This window comes from Streptomyces cinerochromogenes (genome assembly GCF_014648635.1).
Taxonomy (GTDB): Bacteria; Actinomycetota; Actinomycetes; order Streptomycetales; family Streptomycetaceae; genus Streptomyces; species Streptomyces cinerochromogenes.
Genome location: NZ_BMRM01000005.1, coordinates 256148 through 270996 on the forward strand (window position 1 = coordinate 256148; position 14849 = coordinate 270996).

13 protein-coding genes are annotated in these 14849 nt (G+C 75.6%); 4 read left to right on the forward strand and 9 right to left on the reverse strand.

Annotation, left to right across the window (positions count from 1 at the left end):
* Positions 1-2: 2 nt before the first annotated feature.
* From IEZ20_RS12335 to IEZ20_RS12355, 5 genes are all read right to left on the reverse strand, one after another.
* Positions 3-992 carry a DMT family transporter gene (locus IEZ20_RS12335; protein ID WP_268253043.1) on the reverse strand — a complete coding sequence of 330 codons (990 nt, stop codon included), beginning with the start codon at positions 990-992 and terminating at the stop codon, positions 3-5.
* Positions 989-1579, reverse strand: a complete 591-nt coding sequence (locus IEZ20_RS12340) for a TetR/AcrR family transcriptional regulator (RefSeq protein ID WP_189297548.1) — start codon at positions 1577-1579, stop codon at positions 989-991. Before IEZ20_RS12340 ends, IEZ20_RS12335 begins: the two co-directional genes overlap by 4 nt.
* 43 nt (positions 1580-1622) lie before the next feature.
* The gene (locus tag IEZ20_RS12345) at positions 1623-2288 is read right to left on the reverse strand and encodes a TMEM175 family protein (protein ID WP_189297550.1); all 666 of its coding nucleotides are present in this window, start codon (positions 2286-2288) and stop codon (positions 1623-1625) included.
* 257 nt (positions 2289-2545) lie between these two features.
* A complete protein-coding gene (locus IEZ20_RS12350) occupies positions 2546-3394 on the reverse strand; it encodes an alpha/beta fold hydrolase (protein ID WP_189297552.1) in 849 nt (282 codons plus the stop codon).
* A gap of 52 nt (positions 3395-3446) precedes the next feature.
* Entirely contained in the window at positions 3447-4172 is a 726-nt protein-coding gene (locus IEZ20_RS12355) for an alpha/beta fold hydrolase (RefSeq protein ID WP_189297554.1), read from the reverse strand.
* A gap of 349 nt (positions 4173-4521) precedes the next feature.
* On the opposite strand from IEZ20_RS12355, the gene IEZ20_RS12360 reads away from it, so the two are divergent.
* The gene (locus IEZ20_RS12360; RefSeq protein ID WP_189297556.1) at positions 4522-5502 is read left to right on the forward strand and encodes an AraC family transcriptional regulator; all 981 of its coding nucleotides are present in this window, start codon (positions 4522-4524) and stop codon (positions 5500-5502) included.
* A gap of 37 nt (positions 5503-5539) precedes the next feature.
* Here the strand turns inward: IEZ20_RS12360 and IEZ20_RS12365 are convergent, their stop codons facing one another.
* Together IEZ20_RS12365 and IEZ20_RS12370 are read right to left on the reverse strand one after the other, a co-directional pair.
* On the reverse strand, positions 5540-6535 hold the full coding sequence (locus IEZ20_RS12365; protein WP_189297558.1) for an alpha/beta hydrolase: 996 nt from the start codon (positions 6533-6535) through the stop codon (positions 5540-5542).
* 204 nt (positions 6536-6739) lie between these two features.
* Complete coding sequence (locus IEZ20_RS12370) at positions 6740-7747, reverse strand: helix-turn-helix transcriptional regulator (RefSeq protein WP_189297560.1); 1008 nt, start codon at positions 7745-7747, stop codon at positions 6740-6742.
* A gap of 355 nt (positions 7748-8102) precedes the next feature.
* Here IEZ20_RS12370 and IEZ20_RS12375 point away from each other — a divergent pair, with 355 nt between their 5' ends.
* The 3 genes from IEZ20_RS12375 (at position 8103) to IEZ20_RS12385 (ending at position 11349) form a co-directional block, all read left to right on the forward strand.
* Positions 8103-9341 carry an MFS transporter gene (locus IEZ20_RS12375; protein ID WP_189297562.1) on the forward strand — a complete coding sequence of 413 codons (1239 nt, stop codon included), beginning with the start codon at positions 8103-8105 and terminating at the stop codon, positions 9339-9341.
* A gap of 61 nt (positions 9342-9402) precedes the next feature.
* On the forward strand, positions 9403-10272 hold the full coding sequence (locus IEZ20_RS12380) for a LysR family transcriptional regulator (RefSeq protein ID WP_189297564.1): 870 nt from the start codon (positions 9403-9405) through the stop codon (positions 10270-10272).
* Positions 10273-10380: 108 nt separating this feature from the next.
* Complete coding sequence (locus IEZ20_RS12385) at positions 10381-11349, forward strand: AraC-like ligand-binding domain-containing protein (protein ID WP_189297566.1); 969 nt, start codon at positions 10381-10383, stop codon at positions 11347-11349.
* A 19-nt stretch (positions 11350-11368) separates the two neighbouring features.
* Here the strand turns inward: IEZ20_RS12385 and IEZ20_RS12390 are convergent, their stop codons facing one another.
* A complete protein-coding gene (locus tag IEZ20_RS12390) occupies positions 11369-13687 on the reverse strand; it encodes an ATP-binding protein (RefSeq protein WP_229896031.1) in 2319 nt (772 codons plus the stop codon).
* A 91-nt stretch (positions 13688-13778) separates the two neighbouring features.
* Positions 13779-14654, reverse strand: coding sequence for a universal stress protein (locus tag IEZ20_RS12395; protein ID WP_189297570.1), 876 nt, complete (start codon positions 14652-14654; stop codon positions 13779-13781).
* Between the last annotated feature and the right edge of the window lie 195 nt (positions 14655-14849).

Sequence of the window (14849 nt, forward strand, 5' to 3'; positions counted from 1 at the left end):
GTTCACGTGCGGTCCCTCGCCGCCGGCGGTGCACTGCCCTGCCGGGCCCCGGGCCGCACCCGGCTCCCGGGCCCCGGCCCGCGGCGACGGAGGGCGGGCGAGGGGGTGGTGAGCACGACGAGGCAGGCGATGACGAGCGCGATACCGGCCCAGCCCGCGGCGGGGAGGCGTTCGCCGACGACGAGGACGGCGAGGACCGCCGCGACGGCCGGTTCGAGCAGGGACAGCGTGGTCGCGGTGCTCGCCGGTACGCGTGCCAGCCCCCAGCCGAACAGGACGTAACCGGCGAACATGGGGACGAGCGCCATATAGGTGCCGACGGCCGCGGCGGACCACGAGGCGACCAGCGGTGCGCCGGTGGCCAGCAGGACGGGCAGCAGGAACAGCCCGCCGAGCCCGAAGACCGTGCCCATCGCCGCACGGGAGGGCAGCCGGCGGGTGATGAGCCGGTGCGCGGCCCACGAGTAGAGGGCGTAGGTCGCGGCGGCGAGCAGACCGAGGCCCACGCCGGCCAGCGTGCCGGCCACGGGCGCCCGGCCGGTGCGGCCGGCGGCACGGGCGGCTTCGGCGACGCACAGCAGCACGGTGCCGAGCAGACCGAGGGCGGCCGCGGCCGTCCAGCGGCGGGTGAGCCGGCGGCGGTCCAGGACGCGTTCGATCAGCACCGAGGCGAGCGGTGCCGTACCGATCGACACCACGGTGCCCACGGCGACCCCGGCCAGGCGCATGGAGCTGTAGAACGCCAGCGGGTAGACCGCCACCGAGGCCGCGCCGAGCAGCACCGTGCCGCGCTGCTCGCGCAGGCGGCCCGCGTGGCGGGCGATCTGCGGGGCGGCGACGAGGGCCTGGAGCAGTCCGCCGAGGCCCATGGCGACCGCCCCGACGGCGAGCGGCCCCGCGTCCGGGGCGAAGGTGGCGGCCGTGCCCGTCGTCCCCCACAGGACGGAGGCGACCAGCACGCACAGGGCGCCGGTGCCGGCGGGCCGCCTCACAGCCGGTCCAGCAGGCCGGCCGCCAGGGAGCGGGCGTGCCGCACGCGGTCGCCGTCGCCCTCCAGTCCGGCCCGGGCCATCGCACCCTCCAGGAGGAACGCGAGGTGTTCGGCCAGCGCGGGCACCTCGTCCGGGCGCCCGGGCAGCAGTTCCCGCAGGTGGCCCGCGATCAGCCGCTCGACCTCCTCCTTGTGGGCGCGGACCACCGCCCGGCCCTCGTCCCCGGCCGGAAGCTCGGCGGCCGCGTTGAGCAGGCCGCAGCCGCGGAAGCCGTGCTCGTAGGCGAACGCCGCGTGGTCGGCGTAGGCGTCGAAGACGGCGAGGACGCCCTCGCGCGGGCCCCGGGCCTTCTCCAGCCGGGCCCGGTACAGCCCGAGCCATTCCTCGTGCCGGGCCTCCAGGTAGGCCCTGACCAGCTCGGCCTTGGAGGAGAAGTTGTTGTAGAGGCTCATCTTGGCCACGCCGGCGTCCGCGGTGATCGTGTCGATACCGGTCGCCGCCACGCCGTCGGCGTAGAAGCGCCGGGCCGCCGCTGCCAGCAGCCGCTCCCGCGCCGGACGCCGCCGTCCGCTCTCCGTCGCACTCATCCGGGCCTCCTCGCCGCAGCCGAAACTAGGTAGGTCGGTCTACCTAGGATACGGGACGTTCCGGCCGGCGCCCATCGGGCAGGCCCTCGCTGGTGAGGAAGTAGAAGACCGGGAGCACGACGAAGACCGCCACGGCGGACAGCGGTGCGACGACCGCGCCGAGGAGCCCGGCCGCCCCGTACGCGAGCGCCCCGGCCCAGGAGCGCACGCGCCCGTGCCGTACGTACGCCTGCTCCACGTCCGGGGTCAGCAGCTCGGGCCGGCGGGCGAGCTGGTGGTAGAAGGCCACCCAGCTCAGGCACATCGCCGCGGCGAGCCCGGCGTAGAGGGCGACGGCGACCCGCGCGTCGGAGCCCGAGGGGTCGGCCTGGAGCGCGTCCGCGAGCACCGCGGTGGGGAACGAGAGCGCCGCCGTGGTGAACAGCAGCAGCAGATTGGCGGCGTGCAGCCCGCGGTCCATGACCCGGACCCGTACGAAGGCCTGGTGGTGATTGAGCCAGATCACCGAGACGTAGCCGAACGAGGCGAGATAGCCCAGGTAGGAGGGCCACTGGGCCAGCAGGGCGCGGCCGAGGCCGCCCGGCCGGTGCGGGGGGTCGGCCAGCCCGAGGGCCAGCAGTGTGACGGCGATGGCCAGCACGCCGTCGCTGAAGGCTTCGGCGCGGGTCGTGTCGGAGCGGGAGAAGCCGCGCAGGCGGGTGCGGGACACGCTGTCTCCTGTCGTGATCGTCGGTGGTCGGGCGGGGTCCGGGGCGACGCGGCGGCGCCCGCCGCGTCGACGCACGCCACGCCCGGGAAGCCGGCCCCGGCCGGGCCGGAGGCCCCATGGCGCTGCGGCCCGGCCGTGGCGAGGACGGACGGCGCGCCCGCTCAACGGCCGGAACGGACGGACCGGCCGGCGCGCCCGCTCAGTCACCCGACCGGACCGCGCGCAGGATCAGCGGCCCGAGCGGACCGCGCACCCGCTCAGTCGCCCGAGCGGACGGACCGGACCGCGCGCAGGATCAGGTCGGTCACCGGGCCGGGGTCGCTCACGGACACCGCGTGCGGGGCGCGCACGGAGACGGTGCGGGCGTGGGCACGCTCGGCCATCCACCGCTCGGCGGCCGGCGGGATGTTGCGGTCCTCGGTGGCCACGAGGTACCAGCTGGGGATCTTCTTCCACGCGGCCGCGGTGGCCGGTTCCTGGAGCGCGGCCAGGGTGATCGGGCGCTGGCCCGCGGCCATGACCTGGGCGGTGGGCACGGGGACACCGGCGGCGAACTGGTTGCGGAACAGGTCCTTCCTGATGACCAGTTCCTCGCCCCGGCCTCCGCCGGGCAGCGGGTAGTACTGGGTGACGGTGGCCTGCCCCAGGGTGCTGCCCGGGAACCTGTCGGTGAGCTGGAGCGCGCTCTCCCCGATCTCGGGGACGAACGCGGCGATGTAGACGAGCGCCCGGACCTGCGGGAGGCCGGCCGCGGCCTGGCTGATGACGGCGCCGCCGTAGGAGTGGCCCACCAGGACGACCGGCCCGCTCACGCTCTCCAGGACGCTGCGGATGTAGGCGGCGTCGCTCGCCAGTCCGCGCAGCGGCAGGGCGGGTACGAGCACCCGGTGGCCCTGCCGCAGCAGCCGCTGGACGACACCGCGCCAGCTGGAGCCGTCGGCGAAGGCGCCGTGGACGAGGACGACGGTGGGGGCGTCCGGGCGGCCGTGCCCGGTGGCCGGGCGGCCGGCGGCGGGCAGGGCCTGCGCGGCGCCGGCGGTGCCCAGGGCGGCGGCGCCGGCCAGCAGGGACGCGGTCACGGTGCGGCGTGAGATCGGTGGGTTCATCGTTCGCTCTCTTCAGGGGTTGCGGGTCGGGGGGTGCCGGAGGCGGCCTCGGTCAGCGGGAGGTGGCCCGGACGGCTTCCTCGATCAGGCGGACGACCCGCTCGGGGTGGGCGAGCATGACCAGGTGGGAGGAGTCCACCTCGACGGTGGTCATGCCGGCCCGCCGGTAGCCGTAGCGCTCCACGTCGGGGTTGATGGTGTGGTCGGCGGAGGCGACCAGGCCCCAGGAGGGCTTGGTCTTCCAGGCCGCGGCCGGGGCCGCCTCGGTGAAGGCCTGTGCGGCCAGGGGGCGCTGGGACACGGCGAGGACGGAGGCGAGGCGGGGGTCGACGTCGGCGGCGAAGACGGCCGGGAACCTGTCCGGCCGGACCGACACGTCGGTTCCGGGCCGGTCCGACCCCTCGACCGGGTAGGGGGTGTAGACGAGGGCGTCGGCCAGGTCGGAGTCGGGGAAGCGGCCCTGCAGCTCGCCGAGGCTCTCGCCCTCCTCCAGGGCGTAACCGGCCAGGTAGACCAGCGCGGTGACGTTGTCCTCGGTGCCGGCGACGGTGATGACGGCGCCGCCGTAGGAGTGGCCCACCAGGACGACGGGTCCGGGTGTTTGACGGACGATCTCGGCGACGTAGGCGGCGTCCCCGAGCAGGCTGCGGTTGGGCACGGCCGGGGCGATGACGTCCAGGCCGCGGGCGATCAGCCGGGGAATGACCTCCGCGTAGCTGGAGGCGTCGGCGAAGGCTCCGTGGACCAGGACGACGGTCGGGCGGTCGGAACGGGACATGGGGGAACTCCCTCGTGGATGGGGACGGGTCGGCCGCCGCCCGGGTGCGGCCGGGTCGGGCGCGGGGTGGGTGGCCGGGCCGGAGGACGGTCCGGCCCGGCCGGTCGGTGCGCGGTGCGCGGCCCGCCGTGACGGTCGCTCCCGTCCGGGGTTCTCCTCGGACCGGCACCGGGCACCGTGCCGAGGGCGCTGCCGCCGGCACAAGCGAGACGCTAGGACCGGCGGGAGCAGGGGGATTGACTGTCTGTGCACCGGCTGTGGCCTGTCCGCGCTCACCGGCCCCCGGCCGTCTCGGCCCGTCCTATCGTCGGATCACGACGGCCGAGTACGGGAACCCGGGGGGGGTAGTGTGCTGTTGCTCGATCTCGCCACCGTGGCGCCGCGGGACCGGGTGGACGCGTTCCACCACGCGCTGACGGACTCCTCGGTGCCCAACGACGTGGTCCACGAGGAGCCCGCCTCCGGCATCCACGCCCGCATGGAGATGTGGCGGGTGGGCGGACTGCACCTGTTCGCCACCCGCAACTCCGGCTTCGAGGTGCGGCGGACGGAACGGCACGTACGCCACCACCGGAGCAGCCCCGTGGTCTCCGTCTCGCTGCAGACCGAGGGGGTGCACCGGGCCGAGGTCGCCGGTGAGCGGCGGCTGTTGGGCCTCGACGACATCTGCGTCTTCCACGAGCTGTCGCCGCGCGTGTACGGCTGGTCCGGCGACGGGGGGTCCCGGTCCGTGCTGTTCGACGTGCGCCGGCTCGGCGTACCGGTGGACGTGGTGGTGCGGGCGGCCCCGCGGCTGCGCGCCAGTCCCCTGCACGAGCTGGTCCTGCACCATCTGCGCGAGGTGTGGCGCGACCCGGACCGCCTGGAGGGCGACCCGGGGGCACCGCACCTGGCGTCCGCGACCACCGAGTTGGTGCGCGCGCTGCTGCTCTCGGCCGCACACGCCGAGGAGTCCCCGGCGGTCCGGTCCGTCCTGGACGACACCCTGCTCACCCGGATCATGGCCCACGCCCGGCGCCACCTCGCCGATCGTTCCCTGACGCCGGAGCGGATCGCGGCCGAGCACGCCGTCTCCGTACGCCGGCTCTACGTGCTGTTCAGCGAGGCGGGGCTCAGCCTGGAGCAGTGGCTCATCACGGAACGCCTCGGCAGGGCACGCGAGATGCTGGCGTCCGCCCGGTACGACCGTCTGACGGTGGCGGCGGTCGCGGCCCGCTGCGGGTTCGGCAGCCCGAGCCACTTCAGCCGTCGCTTCCGGGCGGCGTACGGGGTGGCACCGAGCGAGTGGCGGCGGCACCGGCGCACGGAGGCGGCGGGCACGGCCGGGTGACCGCCGCGGACGCGGCTGGCCGCCGGGAGGGGCCCGGTCAGACGGCGTGCAGGGCGGTGTGCAGCGTGTCCGTCACCTGGATGCGTGCCGCCCTCGACGCGTCCGTGCCGCGGAGCCCGTCGAACAGGACGAATCCGTGGATCGTCCCGTGGTAGCGCAGCGAGATGACGGGGACGTCCGCCTCCCGCAGGCGCGCGGCGTACGCCTCGCCCTCGTCACGGACCACGTCCGCCTCCGCGGTGACGACGAGCGCCGGCGGCAGCCCCCGCAGCCGGGGGGTGGGCGCGCGCAGCGGGGAGACGGCCTCCTGCGTACGGAGCAGGGGGTCCGGTGCGTACCGGTGCCAGTAGTCCCGCATGGCGTCCCGGGTCAGGAAGTAGCCGTCGGCGAACGCGTCGTACGACGGGGTGTCCATCGCCGCGTCGGTCACCGGGCAGAGCAGCACCTGCTGCCGGAGGACGGGACCGCCGCGCCACCGTGCCAGGAGGGCGAGCGCGGCGGCCTGCTGGGCGCCCGCGCTGGCGCCGACGACGGCCATCCTGCTCCCGTCGAGCCGGCAGCCCGAGCCGTGCCGGGCGATCCACCGGGCCACGGTGTGGGCCCGCTCGACGGCACCCGGATAGCGGACGTCGTCCGGGGTGTCGTACTCGGGGACGACCACGGCGGCGTCCGCGCCGAGGACGAGGTCCGTCACCAGCTGCCGGTGCGCGTACGCGTCCGTCAGCATCCAGCCGAGACCGTGCAGGTACAGCACGACCGGCAGGTCCTCGTCGCTGCCCGCGGGGCGCAGGACGCGCACCCGGATCCGGCCGCCCGCGCCGCCGGGCAGGGCCAGCCACTCCTCCTCGACGTCCGGCTCGGCGCCGCCGTCACCGGTCCACAGGGGTGCCATCCGCGCCCGGGCGGCAGCCCTGTCCGGGTCCGTGTCCGGGTCCGTGTCCGACGGCACGGGCAGTTCGTACGTCTCGACGAAGGCGCGGGTGAGCCGCTCCAGGACGGGCTCGGTCCCAGGGGCCGGAACGTGGTCGGACAACAGAACTCCTGCGCGGGGGTCGGGCCGGGGTGGCGGTGCGGGCCGTCGGGAGGAGCCGCCGGCCCTCCCCCGCGGCCGGGCAGGCAGGCACTCGGTACCGGAGGCGGCTCCACCGGTACGGGTGCCCAGCCTAGGCCGCGCCACGCGGGATGCGGCGGCCGCCGTCGTACGAATACTTGCCGCAGCGTGCACAGTTCGCACCGGTCAGCCCGCCCCGCTCCCGGTCGCCCCGGACGGCTGGGTACGGCTGCGCCACTCGCGGGGTGACATGCCGTAGGCCGCGCGGAAGCTGCGGCTGAAGTGGGTGGCGTTGGCGAAGCCCCAGCGCCGGGCCACCGACGACACCGTGAGTCCGGCCGATCCGGGCGCGGCCAGCTCGCGCCGCGCCTCCTCCAGGCGGCGGTGCCGGATCCACCGGCCGACGGTGCTGCCCTGCTGCTCGAAGAGCTTGTGCAGATAGCGGACCGAGATGTGCTGGGCCCTCGCGACGGCGGCGGGCGTCAGGGTGCGGTCCCCCAGCCGGGCGTCGACGTAGGAGCGCACCCGGTCGAGCAACTCCTGGCGCTCCCGGGCGGGTTCGGACCCCGGCTCCTGGTGCCGGGGCTCCGGGGCGGCCTCCGCGGCGAGGGAACCGACGAAGCCGGTGATCGTCGTGGCCAGGCGGAGGGCCGTCCGCGGGGCGTACTCGGGCAGGGTGTCGAGGAACTGCCGCAGGAAGGGGCCGAGCAGGGGCGCCACCGGGCTGCCGGCGAAGTCCGTCCGGCCGCTGAGGGTGCGCACCTGGCGGTCGGTCGCGGCGAGGGCGTGCCGCGGGACGCTCACGAGGTGCACTTCGAAGGGCGCCGCCTCGTGCAGCAGGAAGGGGACCGCTCCGTCGCAGACGAAGAGGTCGTCCGGGCCGCGGGAGACGGTGCCGTCCCCGCGGACGAGGGTCGCCCTGCCGAAGGAGTGGACACCCAGCACGAGATGCGGCTCGCCGGTGCCGTCGGCGGAGGCGACCAGGGACCGGGCCGCTCCCCGGTAGGTGCTCAACCGGAGCAGGCCGAGCGTGCGGACGTGCGCCGGGTCGGTGAAGCGGGCGCCGGCACGGGCCTGGGCCGGCAGGAAGGACCGCAGGTGCGCGGGGACCCGTCTGCTCGCCAGGGTCAGGTCCGGGTACGGCGTTCGGCCGGCGTCGCGGCCGGTGGCGGTGGGCGGGGGCATCGGGTTCATGGGATCCCCTGTGTCGCTGCGGTGGTTCGCGAACCGGGAGGGTCCGGCGGCGGGCGTCCGCCGGTGGCGCCCACGACGCCCAGCCTGGTCCGGTCGCAGGGCGTGGGGGAGGCCGTCCGGCGTTCGCTGCGCACAGGGGCATGAGCCGTGCGCGGTGAGGCATCGCGCCGTGCGCCGCGCGGCAAGGGGCACCGGTCACGCGGCTCCAGGGTTGCTCCTGAGGGCGGGGGCGGCCGCGGGCCGCGTCCCGCCGCTCATCTCCCTGCGAGATGACTGACATCGCGAACGATCGCACCGGGTGAGGAAGGCGGCCGGGGGTCCGGTCGTTGTGGCTGCGTGACGAAAGAAGGTGCACATGTTCCCCTCACGTGCGGTACGCCGTCCGGACCGCTCCGCGCCGCAGGCGCACGGCGTCCCGGGCCGGCTGGTGGCACTGCTGGCCGTCGCGTCCGGTATGACGGTCGCCAACCTCTACTACGCGCAGCCGCTGCTGTCGGCGCTCAGCGAGGTCTTCCGGATCAGCACGGCCACCGCGGGCACACTGATCACGCTCACCCAGATCGGCTACGTCCTCGGCATGGTCTTCCTGGTCCCGCTCGGTGACCGGCTGGAGAAGCGCGGTCTGGTCTCGGTCCTGCTGACCGTCACGGCCCTCGCCCTCGTGGTGGCCGGCCTGGCCCCGAACTTCCCCGTGCTGCTGGCCGCCGCGCTGGTCAGCGGTGGCACCTCGGTGGTGGCCCAGATCCTGGTGCCGTTCGCCGCGAGCCTCGCCCCGGACCACGCCAGGGGGCGGATCGTGGGCCGGGTGATGAGCGGTCTCCTCACCGGCATCCTGCTCTCCCGGACGCTCAGCAGCCTGGTGTCCGACGTGGCGGGCTGGCGCGTGGTCTTCCTGGGCTCCGCCGTCCTCATGGCCGTGCTGACGGTGGCTCTGCGCGCCGCGCTCCCCCGCCACGCCCCCACCACCTCCGTGCCGTACCACCACGTGCTGCGCTCCACGGTCCAGCTGGTCCGCACCCACCCGGTGCTGCTGCGCCGCGGGCTGTACCAGGCGGCGATGTTCGCCGCGTTCAGCGCCTTCTGGACGACGGTCTCCTTCGTCCTGACCGGCCCCCGCTTCCACTACTCGCCGGTCGGTGTCGGCGTCTTCGCCCTCGTGGGCGCGGCGGGTGCCGCGGTGGCGCCGTTCGCCGGGCACTGGGCCGACCGGGGGCTCACGCGTCCCATGACGGGTGCCGCGTTCGTGGTCGCCGCCCTGTCCTTCGTGCTCGCGGGCGTGGGCGGGCACAGCGTCGTCCTGATAGCCGTGGCGGCGATCCTGATCGACATGGCCGTACAGACGACCCTCATCCTGGGGCAGCACACCGTCTACGCGCTCGACCCCGGCGCCCGTGCCCGGCTCAACAGCGCCTTCATCGCCATGTTCTTCGTCGGCGGCGCGGCCGGCTCCCAGCTGGGCTCGTCGGTCTACCACGCCGGAGGCTGGGCGGCGCTCACCGTACTGGGAGCCGTGCTCCCGCTGGCCGCGCTCGTCTACTGGGCGTTCGAGCGGCCGCGGCCGGGCGGGCGGGCCCCGGCGGGGGAGACTCACTGAGACCCGGCCCGCCGACGAGCGCCGGGCCGCGCGGCCCGGCCGGCCCCCGAAGGAGCACAGGATGGATCTGCGGCAGATGGAGGTCGTCGTGGCGGTGGCCGACGCGGGCGGCTTCACGGCGGCGGCGCGACGGCTGCACGTGGTCCAGTCGGCGGTCTCCGGCACCGTGCGGGCGCTGGAACGGGAACTGGGCACCCCGCTGTTCGACCGCACCACGCACCGGGTCGCGCTGACCCCGGCGGGCGAGGCGTTCGTCCCGGCGGCACGGGCCGCTCTGCGGGCGGCGGAGGCCGCCCGGGAGGCGGTCGACGCGGTCCGCGGGGAGCTGCGCGGCCGGATCACGGTGGGCACGATGCAGGGCGTGTGGGCCGGCCTGCACCACGCGCTGGCCGCGCTCCGGGCGGAACACCCGGGTCTCGGGGTGCAGCTGCGGCAGGCGGCGGTCGCCGACATCCGGCAGGCACTGCGGGAGGGCACGGTGGACATGGCCGTGGTGGCGCTGGACCGGCAGCAGCAGCGCGGTCTGACGACCCGGCTGCTGTCCCAGGAGGAGATGGTGCTGGTGGCCTCGCCGGGGCGGGACCCGGGCGCCTCGGCCTCCCGGGGTGAGGCCGAACTCGCCGATGCCGCCCGGCTGCCGCTGGTGGACTTCAGCCAGGGCTGGGCGATCCGGCACGCGGTGGACCGGGCCTTCCGGGCCGCCGGCGTCGACCGCACCACGACCTTCGAGGTGAACGACATCGTCGCGGCGGCCGAGCTGGTCCGCACCGACCTGGGGGTCTGCATCATGCCCCGGTCGATCGCGGACCGCTTCCCCGACCTGACGACCTACCGGATCCGGCGGCACGCACCCCGCTGGAAGATCATGCTGGTGCGGCCTCCCGGTGAGGCGCCGCCCGCGGTCGCCGCGCTGTGGCGGCACTTCGCCTGAGACGTTTCTGCCTGTGTTCTTCCTGGTGGCCCGGTGGTGCCCGCTGCTTGGCTGGTCCACGGGGCACGACCGGTACGGCCCCGGTGACCTCATGCCAGGGAGAACAAGGTGAGCTGGGTGCTGACGACCGACGCGGTGCCGGACCGGGACAGGGCCCCTTCCTGGAGCGACGCGGTGGGCAGAGCGCTGGTACCGGTCGCCGTCACGCCCCACGACGAGCCGTTCGACGGCGGGATCACCACCGACGCCCTCGGCTGCCTCCGGATCTCCCGCATCGAGGGCGGTGCGCAGCGGATCAGCCGCACCCCGGCCCTGATCGCGCGTCACCCCGGGGACCAGGTGGCGTTCGGCCTGCAGGTGTCGGGTGCCGCCACCCTCGTCCAGGACGGCCGGCGGGCCGAGCTGGGCAGCGGCGACCTGGTGGTCTACGACACGGCGCGGCCCTTCTCCCTGAGCTGTCCGCAGCGTTTCACCACCCACGTCTTCCAGTTGCCGCGCCATCAGCTCGGCGTCGCGGACAGCGACATCCGGCAGGTCACCGGTGTCGCGATCGGCACGGGGCACGGCTTCGGCGCGGTGCTGCGGCCCTTCCTCACCACGCTGGCCGACGCGGCCCCCTCCTACCCGCCCGCCGTGGGTCAGCGGCTGGCCGGGCACGTCGTCGACCTGTTCGCCACCCTGATCGCCGATCGCGCCGGCCGGGACCCGGACGGCGCCCCCGACCACCTCGTGCAGAACGTCCGCGCCCACATCGACCGGAACCTCGGCGAGGTCTCCCTCTCCCCGGAGTCCATCGCCCGGGCGCACCACATATCCGTCCGCTACCTGCACCGGCTCTTCGAGGGCGAGGGGATCACCGTGGGCCGTCTCGTCCAGCAGCGGCGGCTGGAGGCGTGCGCCCGTGAACTCGCCCGCCGCGGGCGGGTGACCCCCACCGTCTCGGCGGTGGCCCGGCGCTGGGGATTCGTCAGTCCGTCCCACTTCAGCCGCGCGTTCCGCGCCGCCTACGGGCTCTCCCCGCGGGAGTGGCGGCAGGTGCACGCGGACGGGGGCGAGGGCGACCGGTACGGGAGCTGACGCGCCGGGGCCACCCGTCTCAGCCGGTGTCCAGTTCCGCGAGCCGGGCGCGTGCCGCGGCGATCCGGCGCGCGTCCGCGTCGGCGCCGAGGGCGACACAGCGCGTGAACGCCTCGCGCGCCTCCCCGGTACGGCCGGCTTTCCGCAGGACGTCGCCGAGCGAGAGCAGATAGCGGCTCTCCAGACCGACGTTGCCCTCCTTGCGGCTCAGCTCCACCGAGGCCCGCAGCTGCTCCACCGCTTCGTCCCAGCGTCCCAGATGGCTGTAGCTGATGCCCACGTTCGCGAGGGCGGTGACCCGGGTGAAGGCGGCGATGTGCGGTTCGACGCCGTCACCGGCCTCGTCCAGCCGGGTCAGGATCTCCCGGTTGACCTCGATCGCCTCCTCGTGGCGCCCGGCTCCCCTCAGCTGCCAGCCGCGTGCGGCGAGCGCCTGGAGCATGCCGGGCAGGTCTCCGGCGGCCTGGAACAGCGCCAGGGCGTCGGTGATGTGCCCGGCGAACTGCTCCACCTCGCCCAGCAGGTGGTGGGCCCACGCGGCGTACAGGTGCGCCCACGCCTGCTGGGCGAGGTCACCGGCCCGCTCGGCCGCGGCGAGGCCGCGGGCGGAGTACGGGAGGCTGTCGCGGGGCCTGCCCTCGCACAACAGCAGGGCCCAGGCGTAGTAGTTGAGGTGGGTCGCTTCGAGCAGGGGGTCGCCGAGGGCCTCGGCGGACCGGGCGGACGCGCCGAACACCTCCGGCCAGTGCCCCCAGAACATCCACTGGTCGGAGAACCAGTGCAGGGCCTCGGCCACCTCGACGACGGTGGTGTGGTCGCCGTCCGCGGCGGCGGCGTGCAGGGCCGCCAGCCAGTTGGCGGACTCGGTCTGGAGCCAGTCACGGGCCCTGTCGGCGCTGGAGAGGTCCACCGTGCCCCGCCAGGACGGCGGCGGGGCCCCGTGACCGGGTTCGTACCACCGGCCGGCCACGACGGCCGTCTCCAGCAGCCAGCGGAACATCGACCGGCGGGCCCGGTCGACGTCCGCCTCGCCGTCCTCGGCGAGAAGGCGGTCACGGCCGTACAGGCACAGCAGGTCGTGCAGCCGGTAGCGGTCGTCGCTGCCGCCGAGCAGGCCCGCCTCGACCAGTTCCTCCAGGGTGTCCTCGGTGTCGTAGAGGTCCTGGCCGGTGAGCCGGGCGGCGCAGGCCGCGCTCACGTCGGGGCCGGGGACCAGGGACAGCCGCCGGAACAGGCGGGCGGCCGTGGGCGTCAGCTGGCGGTAGGACAGGTAGAAGGCGCCCGCCACCCGGACGTCCCCGGCGGCCAGCGCGTCCAGCCGCCGTTCCTCGTCGGCCAGCCGGTCCGCGAGCCGGCGCACGCTCCAACCGGTGCGGGTGGCCAGCCAGTTGCCCGCGACCCTGAGGGCGAGCGGGAGGTGCGCGCAGAGCCGGGCGACCTCCTCCAGTGCCCGCGGTTCGGCCGCGGCGCGGTCAGCGCCGACGAGGGAGGCGAGGAAGGCGGCCGACTCGGCGGGTTCGAGCCGGCCGAGCGGCAGCCGGTGCACGTCGTCCAGGCCGGTGAGCATACGGCGGCTGGTCACCAGGACCAGTGTCCCGCCCGAGCCGGGCAGCAGCGGACGTACCTGCGCCTCGTCGCGGGCGTTGTCCAGCACCAGCAGGCAGCGGCGGTCGGCGAGGACCTGCCGGTACAGGGCGGGGTGGGCCTGTGCTCCGGCCTTCGCCAGGTCCCGGTCGGGTACGCCGACGGCCTTGAGCACCCGGACCATCAGCTCGGACGGGGCGGGCGGGCTGTCGTCGGTCCCGCGCAGGTCCACCATGAGCTGGCCGTCCGGGAAGCGGTCGGCGAGCCGGCGGGCGGCGCGCAGCGCGAGGGTGGTCTTGCCGGTGCCGGGCGGGCCGTGGATGGCGACGACGACGGGATGGGGCTCCGTGGCGGCGCCGCCCGCCCCAAGGACGCGGTCCTCGGCACCGGCCCTCGCGGGCGGGCCGGCGAGCGCCTCCAGGCGGGTCAGCTCGTCCACGCGGCCGACGAAGTCGTCCGTGCCGCGGGGGAAGGAGCGGACGCCAACGGGGCTGTAACCGGGGGTGCGTCCGGCGCGGGCGGCGGCGAGCAGCCGCTCCCGCTCGGCGTCGTCCAGACCGAGTCCGTCCGCGAGCGCCGCCACCGTCCGCCGCTGCGGTGCGGCCCGCCGTCCGCGCTCCAGATCGCCGATGCCGCGCACGCTGACACCGGACGCCTCCGCCAGGGCCTCCATGGTCAGCGACTTGCCCAGCCGCATCTCCCGCAGCAGTGGCCCGAACGCCGCCTCCTGTGCGGCCGCCTCTTGTGCGGACACTTCCGCCCCCTCCGCCATGATGTTTGAATATTCTAATTCTTGCGGGGCGGTCCTGCGGGGCTTCGGTGATCACGGTGCCGGCGGACCCGGCTCAGCGCTGGGGCACGACCGCCACCGGGCACTGGGACTGGCGCAGCAGGGTGTGCGCGACGCGGCCGAGCTGGTGCCCGGAACCGTCGTGCCGGTGACGGGCGCCGACGACGACGAGGTCGGCCGCGGCCGACAGCTCCGCGAGCACCTTGCGGGCCGTGCCCTCGGGTGTCGCGCGCCGCACGCGCACCCGGGGATGCCCGGCGGTCACGTCCCCCAGCAGGGTGTCGAGCAGTTCGGCCGCCTGCCGCTCGTGCCGGTGCGCGGCCTCCCCGGCGCGCAGGGGACGGACGACGCTCTCGTGCGCGGGCGCGTGCCAGGCGCGTACGGCATCGAGGACACAGCCGCGGGCCTCGGCCTCCTGGAAGGCGAAGCGCACGGCGTCGCCGGCGGTGTCCGGTTCCCCGGCGCCGAGCAGCACCCGGCCGTGGGTGCCCGCCAGTCCGGCCCGGTCCCCGCGGACGACGATGACCGGGCAGCGGGCGCGGGCGGCCACGGCCGGCCCGACCGAGCCGGGCAGCAGCCCCTTGAGCGCGCTCCGGCCGCGTGCCCCGGTGACGAGGGCGAAGGCCTCCTGCCCTGCCTGCAGCAGTGCGTCCACCGGGCTCTGCGGGAGGATGTCGGTGACCGTCCTGACGTCCGGCGACCGCTGCCGGGCCCGCGCGGCCGCCGAGGCGACGATCTGCTCGGCCATCACCTGCTCCGAGGGAGGTTCCTGCTCGCCCGGCGGTACGGCACCCTCGTAGCGCTCCCACAGGGAGGCGTACACCAGCCGCAGCGGCAGGCGGCGGCGGGCCGCCTCGTCCACCGCCCAGTCGACGGCCGTCAGACTGGGCTCCGATCCGTCCACTCCCACCACCAGGGGCAGTTCCGTCATCGGGCTCACCGCCTTTCACCGGGCCGCCCCGCCGGCAGCACGGTCCCTCGATGCCACCGTGACACGCCTCGCGCGCGGGCACGAGCAGACGGCCCCCACCGTCCCGCGCGCGGCCACGAGCAGACGGCCCCTCCGTCCCCGGGGACGTCCGGCCCGCCGGCCCGCGCCGACCGGTCCGGCCTCCGCTCCGGACCC

Excerpts from the sequence above, each read along its gene's own strand:
- IEZ20_RS12340 (WP_189297548.1), bottom strand. The coding sequence starts at position 1,579 with ATGAGTGCGACGGAGAGCGGACGGCGGCGTCCGGCGCGGGAGCGGCTG.
- IEZ20_RS12350 (WP_189297552.1), bottom strand. The coding sequence starts at position 3,394 with ATGAACCCACCGATCTCACGCCGCACCGTGACCGCGTCCCTGCTGGCC.
- IEZ20_RS12355 (WP_189297554.1), bottom strand. The coding sequence starts at position 4,172 with ATGTCCCGTTCCGACCGCCCGACCGTCGTCCTGGTCCACGGAGCCTTC.
- IEZ20_RS12370 (WP_189297560.1), bottom strand. The coding sequence starts at position 7,747 with ATGAACCCGATGCCCCCGCCCACCGCCACCGGCCGCGACGCCGGCCGA.
- IEZ20_RS12375 (WP_189297562.1), top strand. The coding sequence starts at position 8,103 with ATGTTCCCCTCACGTGCGGTACGCCGTCCGGACCGCTCCGCGCCGCAG.
- IEZ20_RS12380 (WP_189297564.1), top strand. The coding sequence starts at position 9,403 with ATGGATCTGCGGCAGATGGAGGTCGTCGTGGCGGTGGCCGACGCGGGC.
- IEZ20_RS12395 (WP_189297570.1), bottom strand. The coding sequence starts at position 14,654 with ATGACGGAACTGCCCCTGGTGGTGGGAGTGGACGGATCGGAGCCCAGT.